The sequence below is a fragment of the Mesorhizobium sp. 10J20-29 genome, assembly GCF_054130485.1.
In genome coordinates, this window is sequence record NZ_CP199156.1 from 2951674 (window position 1) to 2966985 (window position 15312).

12 protein-coding genes are annotated in these 15312 nt (G+C 66.2%); 5 read left to right on the forward strand and 7 right to left on the reverse strand.

The features are described 5' to 3' along the window. Positions 1-53 precede the first annotated feature (53 nt). From betA to betI, 4 genes are read right to left on the reverse strand one after another with little or no spacing between them, the layout of a single operon-like run. Entirely contained in the window at positions 54-1709 is a 1656-nt protein-coding gene (betA, locus tag ACT2BZ_RS14065; RefSeq protein ID WP_457941319.1) for a choline dehydrogenase, read from the reverse strand. Further along, complete coding sequence (locus ACT2BZ_RS14070) at positions 1699-2703, reverse strand: threonine/serine dehydratase (protein ID WP_457935762.1); 1005 nt, start codon at positions 2701-2703, stop codon at positions 1699-1701. The genes betA and ACT2BZ_RS14070 overlap by 11 nt, the downstream gene beginning before the upstream one ends. Continuing rightward, entirely contained in the window at positions 2700-4226 is a 1527-nt protein-coding gene (gene betC, locus ACT2BZ_RS14075; protein ID WP_457935763.1) for a choline-sulfatase, read from the reverse strand. Before betC ends, ACT2BZ_RS14070 begins: the two co-directional genes overlap by 4 nt. Beyond that, positions 4223-4816, reverse strand: coding sequence for a transcriptional regulator BetI (gene betI, locus ACT2BZ_RS14080; protein ID WP_457935764.1), 594 nt, complete (start codon positions 4814-4816; stop codon positions 4223-4225). Before betI ends, betC begins: the two co-directional genes overlap by 4 nt. Positions 4817-4987: 171 nt before the next feature. Between betI and ACT2BZ_RS14085 the strand changes: the two genes are divergently transcribed. The 3 genes from ACT2BZ_RS14085 to ACT2BZ_RS14095 are packed head-to-tail and all read left to right on the forward strand — an operon-like array spanning position 4988 to position 7906. Next, on the forward strand, positions 4988-6154 hold the full coding sequence (locus ACT2BZ_RS14085; RefSeq protein ID WP_457935765.1) for an acetyl-CoA acetyltransferase: 1167 nt from the start codon (positions 4988-4990) through the stop codon (positions 6152-6154). Further along, positions 6151-6888: an SDR family NAD(P)-dependent oxidoreductase gene (locus ACT2BZ_RS14090; protein ID WP_457935766.1), complete on the forward strand. Its 738-nt coding sequence runs from the start codon at positions 6151-6153 to the stop codon at positions 6886-6888. Before ACT2BZ_RS14085 ends, ACT2BZ_RS14090 begins: the two co-directional genes overlap by 4 nt. 13 nt (positions 6889-6901) lie before the next feature. Further along, complete coding sequence (locus tag ACT2BZ_RS14095; protein WP_457935767.1) at positions 6902-7906, forward strand: asparaginase; 1005 nt, start codon at positions 6902-6904, stop codon at positions 7904-7906. A 23-nt stretch (positions 7907-7929) separates the two neighbouring features. Here ACT2BZ_RS14095 and ACT2BZ_RS14100 read toward each other — a convergent pair whose 3' ends face one another. Further along, positions 7930-9309, reverse strand: a complete 1380-nt coding sequence (locus ACT2BZ_RS14100; RefSeq protein WP_457935768.1) for a TIGR03808 family TAT-translocated repetitive protein — start codon at positions 9307-9309, stop codon at positions 7930-7932. A 117-nt stretch (positions 9310-9426) separates the two neighbouring features. Between ACT2BZ_RS14100 and greA the strand changes: the two genes are divergently transcribed. Continuing rightward, complete coding sequence (gene greA, locus ACT2BZ_RS14105; protein ID WP_457935769.1) at positions 9427-9897, forward strand: transcription elongation factor GreA; 471 nt, start codon at positions 9427-9429, stop codon at positions 9895-9897. A gap of 46 nt (positions 9898-9943) precedes the next feature. Here the strand turns inward: greA and scpA are convergent, their stop codons facing one another. Both scpA and ACT2BZ_RS14115 read right to left on the reverse strand, forming a co-directional pair. Continuing rightward, positions 9944-12067, reverse strand: coding sequence for a methylmalonyl-CoA mutase (gene scpA / locus ACT2BZ_RS14110; protein WP_457935770.1), 2124 nt, complete (start codon positions 12065-12067; stop codon positions 9944-9946). Next, positions 12064-13506, reverse strand: coding sequence for a methylmalonyl-CoA mutase family protein (locus ACT2BZ_RS14115; protein ID WP_457935771.1), 1443 nt, complete (start codon positions 13504-13506; stop codon positions 12064-12066). The genes scpA and ACT2BZ_RS14115 overlap by 4 nt, the downstream gene beginning before the upstream one ends. Positions 13507-13717: 211 nt before the next feature. Between ACT2BZ_RS14115 and ACT2BZ_RS14120 the strand changes: the two genes are divergently transcribed. Beyond that, positions 13718-15283 carry a helicase HerA-like C-terminal domain-containing protein gene (locus ACT2BZ_RS14120; protein WP_457935772.1) on the forward strand — a complete coding sequence of 522 codons (1566 nt, stop codon included), beginning with the start codon at positions 13718-13720 and terminating at the stop codon, positions 15281-15283. Positions 15284-15312 lie beyond the last annotated feature (29 nt).

A 15312-nucleotide genomic window follows, 5' to 3' on the forward strand; every position in this document is an offset into this window, starting at 1 on the left:
GCCTCGAAGCATGGTCCCTTCGCGGGCGCCGCGCAACGTTGCGTTGCTCTGTCCTAACGGTCCGAGGTCTGCCAGCGCGGGTTGATCCACGGCTCCTGGTTCGACGGTGCAAGCGGCGTGCGCCCGAGAATGTGGTCGGCGGCCTTCTCGCCGGTCATGATCGACGGCCCGTTGAGATTACCGTTGGTGACGCGCGGGAAGATCGAGGAATCCGCGACCCGCAGGCCCTCGACGCCGATGACCCGGCATTCCGGATCGACGACGCTCGTGGGGTCGCTGGCCGCACCCATGCGGCATGTCCCGCAGGGGTGGTAGGCGCTCTCGGCGTGCTGGCGGATGAACTCGTCCAGCTCGTCGTCGCTCTCCACGTTCGAGCCCGGCGAGATTTCCTTGCCACGATAGGGATCGAACGCCTTCTGGGAAAAGATCTCGCGCGTCAGCCGGATCGCGTGGCGGAAGTCGGCCCAGTCCTCGGGGTGAGACATGTAGTTGAAGCGGATCTCGGGCTTTGCCCAGACATCGGCCGAGCGCAGGGTGACCGTGCCGCGCGACTTCGAACGCATCGGCCCGACATGCGCCTGGAAGCCATGCGACTTGGCCGCCGCCTTGCCGTCGTAGCGGACCGCCGCGGGGATGAAGTGGTACTGGATATCGGGGTATTCGACGCCGGCCGCCGAGCGCACGAAGGCTGCCGCCTCGAAGTGGTTGGTGGCGCCCAGACCGGTCTTGAAGAACAGCCATTGCGCACCGATCAGCGCCTTGGAGAACGGGTTGAGCACCGAGTAGAGGGTGATCGGCTGGGTCGATTCCTGCTGGATGTAGAGTTCCAGATGGTCCTGCAGGTTCTGCCCGACCCCCGGCCGGTCGGCGACGATGTCGATGCCGTGCTGCCTGAGTTGGGCGGCCGGACCGATGCCCGACAGCATCAGCAGTTTCGGCGAATTGATGGCCGAGGCGGCGATGATGACTTCACGCTTTGCGTTAACGACTTGAATCTGTTTGCCAGCTTCGATTTCGACGCCGACGGCACGTTGATTCTCGATCACCACGCGCCGCGCGAAGCCCTTGACCAGACTCACGTTTTTGCGCTTCAGCGCCGGCCGCAGATAGGCGTTTGCGGTCGACCAGCGGCGGCCGCGATGGATGGTCTGCTCCATGGCGCCGAAGCCTTCCTGCTTCGAGCCGTTGTAGTCTTCGGTGAGTTCGAAACCGGCCTGGTGGCCGGCTTCCACGAAGGCGGCGTAGAGCGGATTCTTGCGCGGGCCGCGCTGCACGTGCAGCGGCCCGTCGGTGCCGCGCCATCCGGCTTCGCCGCCGTGCGAATGCTCCATCCGCTTGAAGTAGGGCAGCACATCGGCATAGGCCCAGCCCGAGGCGCCGGCCTCCGCCCAATGGTCGAAGTCGCCGGCATGGCCGCGCACATAGACCATGCCGTTGATCGACGACGAACCGCCGAGAACCTTGCCGCGCGGGGTGGCCAGAACCCGGTTGCCGAGATGCGGCTCGGGCTCGCTGGAAAAGCCCCAGTCGTAATGGCTCATGTTCATCGGGATCGACAGCGCCGAGGGCATCTGGACGAGCGGGCCGATATCGCTGCCGCCATATTCGATGACGATCACCGAATGCTTGCCGTCCTCCGAGAGGCGGTAGGCGAGGGCGGAACCGGCAGACCCGGAACCGATGATGACGTAGTCGGCCTCAAGCTGCATCGACATGCACCATGAAATCGGGGAGCGAGACATTGCCGCCGGTGGCGACCACCACGACGGTCTTCCCCTTGACGTCCTGCCCGCCTTCGAGAAGGGCAGCGAGCGAGGCAGCGCCCGAGGGTTCGAGCACCAGCTTCATGCGCTCGAAGGCCATCTTCATGGCGCGACGGACGGCAGCGTCCCTGACGGTGATGCCGGTGACGCCGGCGCGCTTTGCCGCGGCGAAGGGCGCTTCGCCCGGCCGGCGCGCCATCAGCCCGTCGCAGATCGACTTCGGGCCGAGCGGCATGGTCTCGATCTGGCCATGTGCGAGCGATGTCCCCATGCCGTTGAAGCCTTCCGGCTCGACGCCGAGCAGGCGGGTCTGCGGCGACAGGTAATGGAAGGCGAGGGCGACGCCGCCGATCAGCCCGCCGCCGCCGATCGAGCAGAACAGGACGTCGGCCGTCGCGCCTTTGGCGGCAAGCTGGTCGAGCGCCTCGAGGCCCGCCCCGGCCTGGCCGGCGACGATCTCCGGATCGTCGAAGGGGTGCAGCAGGGTGAGGTTCTCGTCCGCCGAAATCTGGCGGGCGCGTTCGGAGGCGACTTCCTCGCGGGCACGGTCGCCATGATCGGTCAGGACGACGGTAGCGCCATAGCCGGCGGTGGCGTCGCGCTTGGCGGCCGGCGCGTCGATCGGCATGACGATGGTGACGGGAATGCCGAGCGCCTGGCCGGCTGCGGCCAGTCCTTGCGCGAAATTGCCCGACGAATAGGCGACGACGCCGCGCTTGGCCTCATCGGGCGAAAGCTGCTTCAGCCGCCAGTAGGCGCCGCGGACCTTGAAGGAGCCCGCCCATTGCAGGGACTCGGGCTTGACGAAGACGCGCGCCGCCCCGGTCTTCCGGGCGAGCGCCGCGGACTCGAGTAGCGGCGTCACCTGCGTTGCCTTCGAGGTTTCGGCGTAGGCGCGGCGGAGATGGTCGAGCGTGGGCACGAGAGCTGGCATCGTCATTCTCCCCTCGGGAAGCGCTTGTCTTCCTCGAGCGTGTTGAGGTCCATGTGGTTGCGCATGTAGCGTTCGGACGCCTTCTGCAGCGGCTGGAATTCCCACGGGTAGTAGGCGCCGTTGCGCAGCGCCGGATAGACGATCCAGCGGCGTGCCTGGCTCTCGCGCACCTCGGCGTCGAAGCGCGCCATGTCCCAGCGCGCGCGCACCCGTTCCATGAAGTCGGCGACGAGGCCGGCCTGTGCCGGATCCGCCGCGAGATTGGTCCTTTCCAGCGGGTCGGCGTCGAGGTCGAAGAGCTGCGGCGGGTCGATTTCGCAGTGAACGAACTTGTAGCGGCCGTCGCGGATGGCGATCATCGGCGCCTGCGAGCCCTCTGCGGCGTATTCCATCAGCACCGGTGTGGAGCGCGCCTCGCCGCGCGCCAGCGGCAGCAGGCTCTCGCCGTCGGTCCATGGCGCGATGGCCGACAGGTCGATGCCGACGAGGTCGCAGAGCGTCGGGTTGATGTCGAGATTGGAGACTGGGGCCTCGACGAGACCGGGCTCGATGCCCTTGCCAGCAATCATCATCGGCACGCGGGCCGAGCCCTCGTAGAAGCACATCTTGAACCAAAGGCCGCGCTCGCCGAGCATGTCGCCATGGTCGGAGCAGAACAGGATGATCGTGTCGTCGAGCATGCGCGTGCGCTCAAGCACGTCGATCAGTTCGCCAACCTTGTCGTCGAGGTAGGAAATGTTGGCGAAATAGGCGCGGCGCGAGCGCCGGACATTGTCCGGCGTGATGTCGAAGCTCGCATAGTCGCTCGCCGCATAGAGGCGCTGCGAGTGCGGGTCCTGCTCCTCGACCGGGATGAACCCGACCTCCGGCTCGAGTGCCGGGCAGCCCTCGTAGAGGTCCCAGTATTTCCTGCGCGCGACATAGGGGTCGTGCGGGTGGGTGAAGGAGACGGTCAGGCACCAGGGCTGGCGGTCCGCCTTGTCGGAAGCGCGCGCCAGATCGTAGAGCTTCTGCACCGCATGGAAGGCGACCTCGTCGTCATACTCCATCTGGTTGGAAATCTCGGCGACGCCGGCGCCGGTGACGGAACCGAGATTGTGGTACCACCAGTCGATGCGCTCGCCGGGCTTGCGGTAGTCGGGCGTCCAGCCGAAATCAGCCGGGTAGATGTCAGTGGTGAGGCGCTCCTCGAAACCGTGCAACTGGTCGGGCCCGACAAAATGCATCTTCCCCGAAAGGCAGGTTAGGTAACCGGCACTGCGCAGGTGATGCGCATAGGTCGGGATCGACGAGGCGAATTCCGCGGCGTTGTCGTAGACGCCGGTGCGCGATGGCAATTGCCCGCTCATGAAGGAGGCCCGGCCGGGCGCGCAAAGCGGCGAGGCGGTGTAGTTGTTGGCGAAACGTACCGAGCGTGCGGCAAGCGCCTTCAGGTGCGGCGCGTGCAGGAATTCGGCCGGACCATCCGGAAACAGCGTGCCGTTGAGCTGATCGACCATGACGATCAGGATGTTGGGACGACCGGTCATGCGATGGCTTTCCGCGTGGCGAGCTTGGTTTCGAGATAATCTTCGACGATAGCGACCGCGCTCGCGGCATTCGGCGTGCCGTCCTTCAGCGCGCGGCGGATGTAGAGCCCGTCGATGAGTGCGGCGATCGCCTCGGAAGCCTGCTCGGCCTCGGCCCGCGGCATCAGGTGAACGAGGCCGCTCATCAGGTTTGAATGCAGCCGGCGTGCGTAGATGCGCAGCAGGCGGCGCAGCGCCGTCGACTTCTGCGCCTCGACGTAGAAGGCGAGCCACGCCGCGATGGTCTCGGACTGGAACTGCTTGTCGGAAAAATTGACGGCGATGGTGGCCGAGACGCGCTCGCGCAGCGTGCGGCAGGCTGACAGCGCCTGGCGCGTGTCGCCGTTCAGCTCGGTCAGAAGGTGGCGCATGGTGGCCTGCAACAGGTCATCCTTGGCGCCGAAATAATGATGCGCCAGCGCCGAGGAGACACCTGCGCGGCCGGCGATCTCCGACATGGTGACGTCGAGCGAGCCGCGGTTGCCAATGGCCGACAGCGTCGCGTCGATCAGCGCGCGGCGGCGCAGCGGTTCCATTCCGATCTTGGGCATGGGCAAGGAAATCCTCCGGCAGCAACGATATTTTTTATTGACTGATCAATCAACGCAAAATCGAAGCCGGTCTGGATCATGGCTTCGGGCTTTACGCGCAGCAATTGCGCGTCCATTTTGGGTGCAAATGACAGACGGTGGCCCCCGACCTGGGCGCCGGGAGGAATTGACATGACTGCTTGTATCGTGGGCTGGGCCCATTCGCGCTTCGGCAAGCTCGAGGGCGAGACGCTCGAGAGCCTGATCACCAAGGTCGCCGCCGACGCGCTCGACCATGCCGGGATCGGTCCCGACGACGTCGACGAGATCGTGCTCGGCCATTTCAATGCCGGCTTCTCTGCCCAGGATTTTACCGCAAGCCTCGTGCTGCAGGCCGACGACCGGCTGCGCTTCAAGCCCGCGACGCGGGTGGAGAACGCCTGCGCAACGGGCTCGGCTGCAGTGCGCGCCGGCATCCGCGCCATCGACGCCAGGGCAGCGCGCACGGTGCTGGTGGTCGGCGCCGAGCAGATGACGACGACGCCCGGACCCGAGATCGGCAAGAACCTGCTCAAGGCATCCTATCTGCCCGAGGACGGCGACACGCCGGCAGGCTTTGCCGGCGTCTTCGGCAAGATCGCGCAGGCCTATTTCCAGCGCCATGGCGACCAGTCGGACGCGCTGGCCATGATCGCGGCGAAGAACCACAGGAACGGCATGGGAAACCCCTATGCGCAGTTGCGCAAGGATTTCGGTTACGACTTCTGCCGCCAGGAGAGCGAGCGGAATCCTTATGTCGCTGGACCTTTGAAGCGTACCGACTGTTCGCTGGTCTCGGACGGCGCGGCAGCGCTCGTGCTGACCGACAGCGACAATGCGCTGTCGATGCGCCGCGCCGTGGCCTTCCGCGCCAACGAGCACGTGCAGGATTTCCTGCCGATGTCGAAGCGCGACATATTGCTGTTCGAGGGCTGCGAGGAAGCCTGGGCGCGCGCGCTGAAGAAAGCCGGCGCGACGCTCGATGACCTCTCCTTCGTCGAGACGCATGACTGCTTCACCATTGCCGAACTGATCGAATACGAGGCGATGGGGCTGGCAAAGCGCGGCGAGGGCGCCATGGTCGCGATGGAAGGCCAGACGGCGATGGACGGCCGCCTTCCGGTCAACCCGTCGGGCGGGCTGAAATCCAAGGGCCACCCGATCGGCGCCACCGGCGTGTCGATGCACGTGCTGACCTCGATGCAACTCACCGGTGAGGCAGGCGACATCCAGGTGCCTGATGCAAAGCTCGGCGGCATCTTCAACATGGGAGGTGCGGCGGTCGCCAACTACGTCTCGATCCTGGATCGCATCAGATGAAGCATCCGGCGATCGTCACGGGCGGCGCATCGGGGATCGGCATGGCGGTCGTCAAGCGGCTGCTCGACGATGGCTGGCCGGTCGCGGTGATCGATGCCGACGCAGATGCCCTGTTCGGCGCCGAGAGCGCCTTCGCTGACGAGAACGCGATCTTCCTCGAGGCAGACGTGACGGACGAGGACGAGCTGGGTGCCGTGTTCGACGAGGTGGTCGACAGGCTGGGGCTGGTTGGCGGGCTGGTGAATTCGGCCGGCATCCTGCGCGACCTGTCGGTCGAGGAGACGAGTGCCGAGCTGTTCCGCGAGATGCTCGACGTCAACCTGGTCGGCTCCTTCATCACCGCCAAGGCGGCGCTGGAGCGGATGGGCGCGACCCTGTCGATCGTCAACATCGCCTCGGTTTCCGCCCTTCGCGCCAACCGTGGCCGTGTCGCCTATGGCGCGTCGAAGGCCGGCGTCAAGCTGATGTCGGAGGTGATGGCGCTGGAATTCGGCAACCGCAATGTCAGGGTGAATTGCGTGGCGCCCGGGCCGGTCGAGACGCCGATGGTCATGAAGTCGCACAGCGCTGAGGACCGGCGTTTGTGGTTGCGCCAGATTCCCCAGGCGCGCTATGGCGAGCCCGACGAAGTGGCCGCCGCGATCGCCTTCCTGCTGTCGCCAGAGGCGAGCTACATCAATGGACATACGCTGACGGTCGATGGCGGCTTTTCGTCGGCGGGGATCGTCGGCTGAACAGGAATTCATCGTGAGCAATCCGGTACTGGTGGAGGTGCTGCGCGGCGGCATCGTGGAAAGTCGCCACCGCGGCGCTGTCTATGTCTGCGGGCCCGACGGCAAGGCTGTGCTGGAAATCGGCGACACGGCGCGCCCCGTGTTCCCGCGCTCGGCGGTCAAGGCGATCCAGGCGCTGCCGCTGGTGGAGACAGGCGCGGCAGACGCCTATGGTTTCGGCAGCCGGGAACTGGCGCTGGCCTGCGCCTCCCATACCGGCGAGGCGATGCATACCGAGCTGGCGGCCTCGATGCTGGCGCGCGCCGGGCTCGACCATACAGCGCTGGAATGCGGCAGCCACTGGCCGTTCAGCCACGATGCCTTTGTGGCGCTCGCGCGCTCGGGGAAAGAGCCAAACGCGCTCTGCAACAATTGCTCGGGCAAGCATTCCGCCTTCCTCTGCACCTGCGTGCATGAGGGCATTGACCGCAAAGGCTATGTCGCCGCCGGTCATCCGTTCCAGGAGATGGTTCGCAAGACCATGCAGGAGGTGACGGGAGCCGTGCACGACGCCGGCAACGCGGCCATCGACGGCTGCTCCATCCCTACCTACGCGGTGCCCCTGACGGCGCTGGCGCAAGGCTTTGCCCGCATGGCGACCGGGGAGGGGCTTGCACCCGGACGCGCCAGGGCTGCAAGGCGACTGCTCGACGCCTGCATGGCCGAGCCGCTGCTCGTGTCCGGCACGGGCAAGGCCGACGCGGCCCTCATGCAAGCCGCGTCCGGCCGGATATTCACCAAGGTCGGGGCGGAAGGCGTTTACTGCGCGGCGGTTCCGGAACTGGGCCTCGGCATTGCGCTGAAATGCGACGATGGCGCCGAACGCGGTACCGAGAGCATGGTCGCAGCGGTTCTGGCAAAGCTGCTCGCCGCCGACAAGGACGTCGCGGCACGCCTGACCGATATCGCCAACGCGCCGATCAGAAGCCGGATCGGCGCGGTCGTCGGGGGGCTGCGCCCCACGGACGCTCTGGCCTGAAAGGCAGGCTGAGGCCGCCGGCGTCAGCCGACGTGATTGCGCTCGACCGTCAGATGCGCGTAGCCGGAACTGCCGCCGGAAGCCATGTCGCCGGTGGCGGCATCGGACCAGCGGTAGCCGACCACCGCCCCGTTCGAGGCGCCTGAGATCACATTGTCGGAAATGACCGCCGGCCCGGCCCCGTCCACCACAGTGACGGCGATGCCCGTGGGCGCCGCGCGGATGACGTTGCCGGTCGCCACCACGTTGCGCATGTAGGGTCCCCAGCCGATCTTGATGCCGTAGAGCGGCGCGTTGTCGACCATGTTGCCAGTGACGGACGTGTCGGCCTCGACGCTGATGCCGACGCCGAAGCCCGGCGCGTCGGCGGGGTAGGGCCCCGTGGTCGAGAGATTGCGCACGAGATTGCCCGAGCAGACGGCCGCACGGCCGCCCTGGTCGAAGTTGACGACCGAGATGCCGTTCGCTGCGCCATCGACGATGTTGCTGTTGATGATGGCGCCCTCGAAGGCGAATTCGGCGTAGAGCGCTGTCTCGCCGGACCGGCTGCAGGTGTTGCCGGCGATCTGCAGGTTGCTGGCGCTGTTGGCGCGGATGGCGGAGAAGGCGCAATCGCTGACGACGTTCCCGGATACCACCACCTTGTCGGCGCGGAAGACGTTGATGCCGTTGCCGTTCTGGCCGGTGCCCCCATTGCGCGCCGAGATGCGCTCGACGCGGTTGCCGGTGACCATGGTGGCGTCGTCGGCGACCTGCCAGCGATGCACCAGTATGCCGCCATTGGCGCAGTCGGAGACGCTGTTGCCGCTGATGGCGAGGCCCTTGCCCTCGACGGAATAGATGCCGGCGTCTGCAGCGCCCGAGATCGTCGTGCGCTCGATGCGCCCGGCGACCCGCTCGAGCGACAGCCCGTTCTTGCCACTGCCCACGATCTGGCAATTGTCGATCACGGCGTGTGCGACGCGGCGCAGGTCGAGCAGGCCCTGCGCATAGTCGCCCATCCAGCGGTTTGCTCCGTCGAGCACCAACCCGCTCATTTCGATATGCACGGCGTCCTCGGCGGCCATCAGGTGGCCGTCGCCGCCATAGACGATGCGCGTCGCTCCCGGCACGCCGCTGAGGCGCAGGTAGGGCGGCAGGGTGAGGTTGGAAACGACATAGGTGCCGGCTGGCAGGAACACCGGAATGTTGCGATCGGACGCTTCGGCCAGCATCTTGGCGAAGGCGCGGCTCTGGTCGTCGAGCGCGCCCGGCCGGACTCCCAGATCGCTGGCACTGATCGACCCGCGCATCGCGGTTAGCTCTATGCCCTTCAGCCCGGCGGCAAGCAGCGAATTCGGCAGCGCCAGCCCGGCAACGCCGGCGATTGCCGTCTGCCTGAGGAGGTTGCGTCTGTTCAACATCGGCACAGTTTCCCGGTTCGATGTTCTGCGTCGCAGGAAACGTGCCATCCGACCGAAGGCCGGCAATTTGCGCCGCCGCCGCTTGTCGAAAGCCCTGCCGCTGCCTAGGTTGAGGTGATGAGCAGGGCATTCACACGCGAAGACGACAGCGACGGCCAGATCGCCGATATCGGCGAGCGTCCCGTAAGCACACACCGCAACCTGGTCACTGCAAGTGGGCTGGCCCAGATCGACAGCGCGGTCAACGAACTGCGCGAGGAACTGGCCAAGGCCGAAGCCGACGCGGACCGGGAGCGCATTGCCAGGGTTTCGCGCGATCTGCGCTACTGGTCGGCGCGCCGCGAGAACGCTGAATTGTCGGAGCCGGAGCCGGGCAGCGAAGTCGTGCGCTTCGGCATGACCGTGACCGTTGAGGGCGATGACGGCAAGCAAAAGGCGTGGAAGATCGTCGGCGAAGACGAGGCCGACGCAGCCAAAGGCAGCGTTTCGCATGTTTCGCCGATGGCGCTGGCGCTGTTCGGCAAGACCGTCGGCGAAACCGCCACCGTCAATGGCAAGGAATGGGAAATCGTCAAGCTTGAGATCTAGTCCGGGCTAGCCGCGGTCGTTCGATCAGCGAACCGCCGCAAAAACCTCACCCTCCCACCAACCGCTCCATCAGGCGCGCCGCCGCTTCCGGAATGACCGTTCCGGGCGGGAATATCTCGACGGCGCCGGCCTTGCGCACCGCCTCGTAGTCCTGTGGCGGGATGACACCTCCGGCGACGATCATGATCTCCTTGCCGCCGAGCTTGTCGAGGGCCGCGCGCAATTCCGGCACCAGCGTCAAATGGCCGCCGGCGAGCGATGAGGCGCCGACGATATTGACCATGCGCTCGGTAGCGAGCTTGGCGATCTCTTCGGGCGTCTGGAACATCGAGCCGACGGTGACGTCGAAGCCGAGGTCGGCGAAGGCGGTGGCGATGACTTTCTGGCCGCGGTCGTGGCCGTCCTGACCCATCTTGGCAACCAGGATGCGCGGCCTGGCGCCGGTCTTCTGCTCGAAGGCCTCGATCTTTTCCAGCACGTCGTCGACGGCGGCGTTCTCGCCGATCTCCTTGCGATAGACGCCCGAAATAGTCTGGACGGTCGCGACGTGACGGCCAAACACCTTTTCGAGCGCCAGCGAGATTTCGCCGACCGTTGCATGCGCGCGCGCCGCGCGGATGGCAAATTCCAGCAGGTTGCCGTCGCCTGCCGCCGCATTGGTCAGCGCATTAAGGGCGGTCTCCACGGCAGCCACGTCGCGCGTGCCCTTGAGCGCCTGCAGCTTGGAGAGTTGCCGCGCCCGCACCTCGGCATTGTCGATTTTCAGGACGTCGACTTCCGTATCCTTTTCCGGGCGCCATGCATTGACGCCAACCAGAGCCTGCTGGCCGGAATCGATGCGCGCCTGGGTGCGCGCCGCGGCCTCCTCGATGCGCAGCTTGGGGATGCCCTTCTCAATCGCCGCGGCCATGCCGCCGAGCGTCTCGACTTCCTCGATATGGGACATGGCGCGGGCCGCGAGATCGTGCGTCAGGCGCTCGACATAGGCCGAACCGCCCCACGGATCGATGAAGCGGGTGGTGCCCGATTCCTTCTGCAGGATGAGCTGCGTGTTGCGGGCGATCCGGGCCGAATGGTCGGTCGGCAGCGCCAGCGCCTCGTCGAAGGCGTTGGTGTGCAGCGACTGCGTATGCCCTTGCGTGGCGGCCATCGCCTCGATCATGGTGCGTGCGATGTTGTTGTAGGGATCCTGTGCGGTCAGCGACCAGCCCGAGGTCTGGCAATGGGTGCGCAGCGACAGCGAGCGGGAATCCTTCGGCGAAAAGTTCTTCTGGATCAGGCCGGCCCATAGCAGGCGGGCGGCGCGCAGCTTGGCGACCTCCATGAAGAAGTTCATGCCGATCGCCCAGAAGAAGGACAGGCGGGGCGCGAAGCTGTCGATGTCCATGCCTGCCGCAACGCCTGCGCGGGCGTATTCGATGCCGTCGGCAATCGTATAGGCGAGCTCGAGGTCGGCCGTCGCGCCGGCTTCCTGCATGTGGTAGCCGGAAATCGAGATCGAGTTGAACTTCGGCATCTCGCGCGAGGTGTAGGAGAAGATGTCGGACACGATCCGCATCGAGGGGCGCGGCGGGTAGATGTAGGTGTTGCGCACCATGAACTCTTTCAGAATGTCGTTCTGAATGGTTCCTGCGAGGTCCTTCTGCGAGACGCCCTGTTCTTCGCCGGCCACGATGTAGAGCGCCAGTATCGGCAGCACCGCGCCGTTCATGGTCATCGACACCGTCATCTCGCCGAGCGGGATCTGGTCGAAGAGCTGGCGCATGTCGAGGATGGAATCGATCGCCACGCCGGCCATGCCGACATCGCCCGAGACGCGCGGGTGGTCGCTGTCGTAGCCGCGATGCGTGGCAAGGTCGAAGGCGACGGACAGCCCCTTCTGTCCGGCTGCCACGTTGCGGCGGTAGAAGGCATTCGATTCCTCGGCCGTCGAGAAGCCGGCATATTGCCGGATCGTCCAGGGCTGGCGGACATACATGGTCGGGTAGGGGCCGCGGATGTTGGGCGCGATGCCCGGCCATGTGTCGAGGAAGGGCAGGCCGGCAAGGTCGTCGGCGCCATAGGCGCGCTGGACGGCAATACCTTCGGGCGTCGCCCATTGCGAAGGGTCCATCGCCGGCAGTTCGGGCGTCGCGGCGGTCCAGTCAATGGTGCTGAAATCGGGGATCATGCCGCGTCTCCGAGTGCCTCGTCGATCCTCTGCGGGATCAGCCTGTCGCAGAACACGGCGCCCTCGGTCGGAACCGGACGTTGTTCGGCCGCGAGCGTCTTCACGGGTCGCTCGGCTGCCGGCGGATAGAGCGTCGTACCGACAATCTGCCGCTCGCCATTCCGGTAGAGCTTCGCGCGCGTTTCGCCCGCTTCGCGCACCCGGCGCTGGATGTGGCCATCGGCCAGGCTCTTCAGGATGCCGCCTTCCGTCTCGATGGTCTGGAATTCCTTCCAGGCGGCGGCACAGAGGGAATCGGTGAGCCCTTCGACGCTGCCCGAGCCGGAGGCGGGGTCGGCGACGAAGTCGAGATGGCTCTCGCCGGCCATCAGCAACTGCGCATTGCGCGCGATGCGGCGCGAAAAGCCATCCGGCAATCCGTGCGCGATGGTGTGCGGCAGAACCGAGATCGTGTCTGCGCCCCCGACCGCGGCGGCAAAGCCGGCGATTGTGCTGCGCAGGATGTTGGTTTCGGGATCGCCGGTCGTCATCATCCGGTAGGAGGTCTCGGCATGGATGGTCGCGGCGTCCGGGCTCATCATGCAGGCGACCTGTATCCGTGCCCATAGCTTGCGCAGCGCCCGCACCTTGGCCATCGACAGGAACTGGTCCTGGTCGACGCTGAGCACGAAGCCGATATGCGGCGAGGCGTGGACAAGCGCCTGGCGCGCATCCTGGAAGAGCCGCAGATGCGCGACGGCCGAGGCGATGATCGCACCGAGTTCCTGCGCCTCGGTGGCGCCAGCATTGTGATAGACGCGGCCGTCTGCCTCGAGCAGGACGCCCGGTATGCCGACCGCGAAGAAATGCGCGAGCGACTGCGGCATCGATGCCTGCAATGCCTCGATCGACATGGCGAGGCGCCCCGTTCCGGCGAAGATCGCGGCCGGATCAATGCCGAAGGACAGGCTGAGCTTCGAGGGGTCGGCGCCGCGGCGTGTGAGCAGCGCGACCAGCCAGTCGGCCATTGCCCGGCTCGCCGGATTGACGTCCATGCGCAGATGCGTGCGGTTGAGCTGGATGCCGTCGAGCACGGTCTCCAATCCTTCCGGCGTTGCCGGCAGACCGTAGCCGAAGGCATTGGGCGCACCTTCGAATACCAGCGCAAGCCCGGTCGCGCCCTGCTCGAGATCGGCCCGGGCCTGTGCGTTGGCGCGCGCCGGGTCGGGATCGTCGGCGCGCTGCACCACCACCCACGGCAGGTCGGGCTGGCGGCGCGGCAGCAGCGCCGCATCGGCGCTTCTCGGCATCAGCGGGTCGATGGCGATGCCGTCGTCGGTCAGCGTGACGAGCTCGTCCGCAGACTTGACGCCCCCCTTTGCGCCTTCGACCAGGGAGAGCCATTTCTCCCGGTCAGCAACCGGAAATTCGAAACCTTCTAGCGCGCTTGTCGTACTCATCCGCATCCTTGCAATCGCCCCGCCCTGGGCAGCCCGGCGACACTAAGGCGACCGGCCCGGAGCCGCAATCCGAAATGGTCGCCGCGCTGCCAACTTGCCGGTCCGGGAACCGGAAATTCAAGCTTTCGCATTGTCGCGCTTCGATGGCGCAACTATAGGTTTCCTTGAGGGGTGCGCCGGCCGGACGCGCCAGACGACGGAGACCGATCGCATGGCTGACGAAACCAGCATCTTCCTTGGCGCCAGCCGCAAGCCGGATGATTCCTACCAGAAGCCCGAAGAACTGCTGCTGAAATACGCCAACCGGCATGGCCTCGTGACCGGCGCCACAGGCACCGGCAAGACCGTGACACTGCAGATCCTGGCGGAGGGGTTCTCGAACCAGGGCGTGCCGGTCTTCTGCGCCGACGTGAAGGGCGATCTGTCAGGTATCGCGGTGATGGGCGAACCCAAGGACTTCCTTGCGGCCCGGGCCAAGACGATCAAGCTCGACCCTTATGAATTCCAGGACTTTCCGGTCATCTTCTGGGACCTGTTCGGCGAGCAGGGCCATCCGATCCGCGCCACCGTCTCCGAGATGGGGCCGCTGTTGCTGTCGCGGCTGATGAACCTCTCGGAAGCACAGGAAGGCATCATCAACATCGCCTTCCGCATCGCCGACGAGGAAGGCCTGCTGCTCCTCGACATGAAGGACTTGCAGTCGCTGCTCAGCAACATTGCAAGCCGCGCCGACGAGATCGGCACGAAATACGGCAATGTCACCAAGGCCTCGGTCGGCGCCATCCTCCGCTCGCTGCTGATCCTCGAGCAGCAGGGCGCGGCGAATTTCTTCGGCGAGCCGGCGCTCAAGATCGCCGACATCATGCGCACGACGCGCGACGGACGCGGCGCCATCAACGTGCTGGCGGCCGACAAGCTGATGATGAACCCGCGCCTCTACGCCACGTTCCTGCTGTGGCTGCTGTCGGAGCTGTTCGAGGAATTGCCCGAGGTCGGCGACCCGGACAAGCCGAAGCTGGTCTTCTTCTTCGACGAGGCGCATCTCCTGTTCGACGACGCCCCGAAGATCCTGGTCGACAGGGTCGAGCAGGTCGTCCGGCTGATCCGCTCGAAGGGCGTCGGCGTCTATTTCGTGACGCAGAACCCGCTCGACGTGCCCGATACCGTGCTGGCGCAGCTCGGCAACCGCATCCAGCACGCGCTGAGGGCCTACACGCCGCGCGAGCAGAAGGCGGTGAAGACCGCTGCCGACACGTTCCGGCCCAATCCCGATTTTGACTGCATGGATGCCATCACCCAGCTAGGCGTGGGCGAGGCGCTGGTCTCGCCGCTCGAGGCCAAGGCCGTGCCGGCCATGGTGCAGCGGACGCTGATCCGGCCACCATCGTCGCGCATGGGACCGCTGACGCCGGAGGAGCGCCGCAAGCTGATCAACACCAGTCCGGTCGCCGGGCTCTACGACGAGACGATCGACCGCGAATCGGCGTTCGAGATGCTGGAGAAGCGGGCGGCCGAAGCCGCCAAGGCCGAGGAGGCGGCGCAGCAACGCGAGGCAGAGCAGGAAGAAGACGGGCGGTCGCGCTGGACGATCCCGGGCTTCGGGGATGACGACGATGACCGCGGCAGCTCGAAGTCCAAGAGCCGGCGTGCGCCGCGCCGGTCGAACCGGCAGTCGGTGACCGAGGCGGCGATCAAGTCGGTTGTCCGTTCGGTCGGCTCTTCGGTCGGCCGCGCCATCGTGCGCGGGATCCTTGGCAGCCTCAAGAAGGGGTTCTGACCCTTCCTGAGGAGTTTATGCCGGACGTC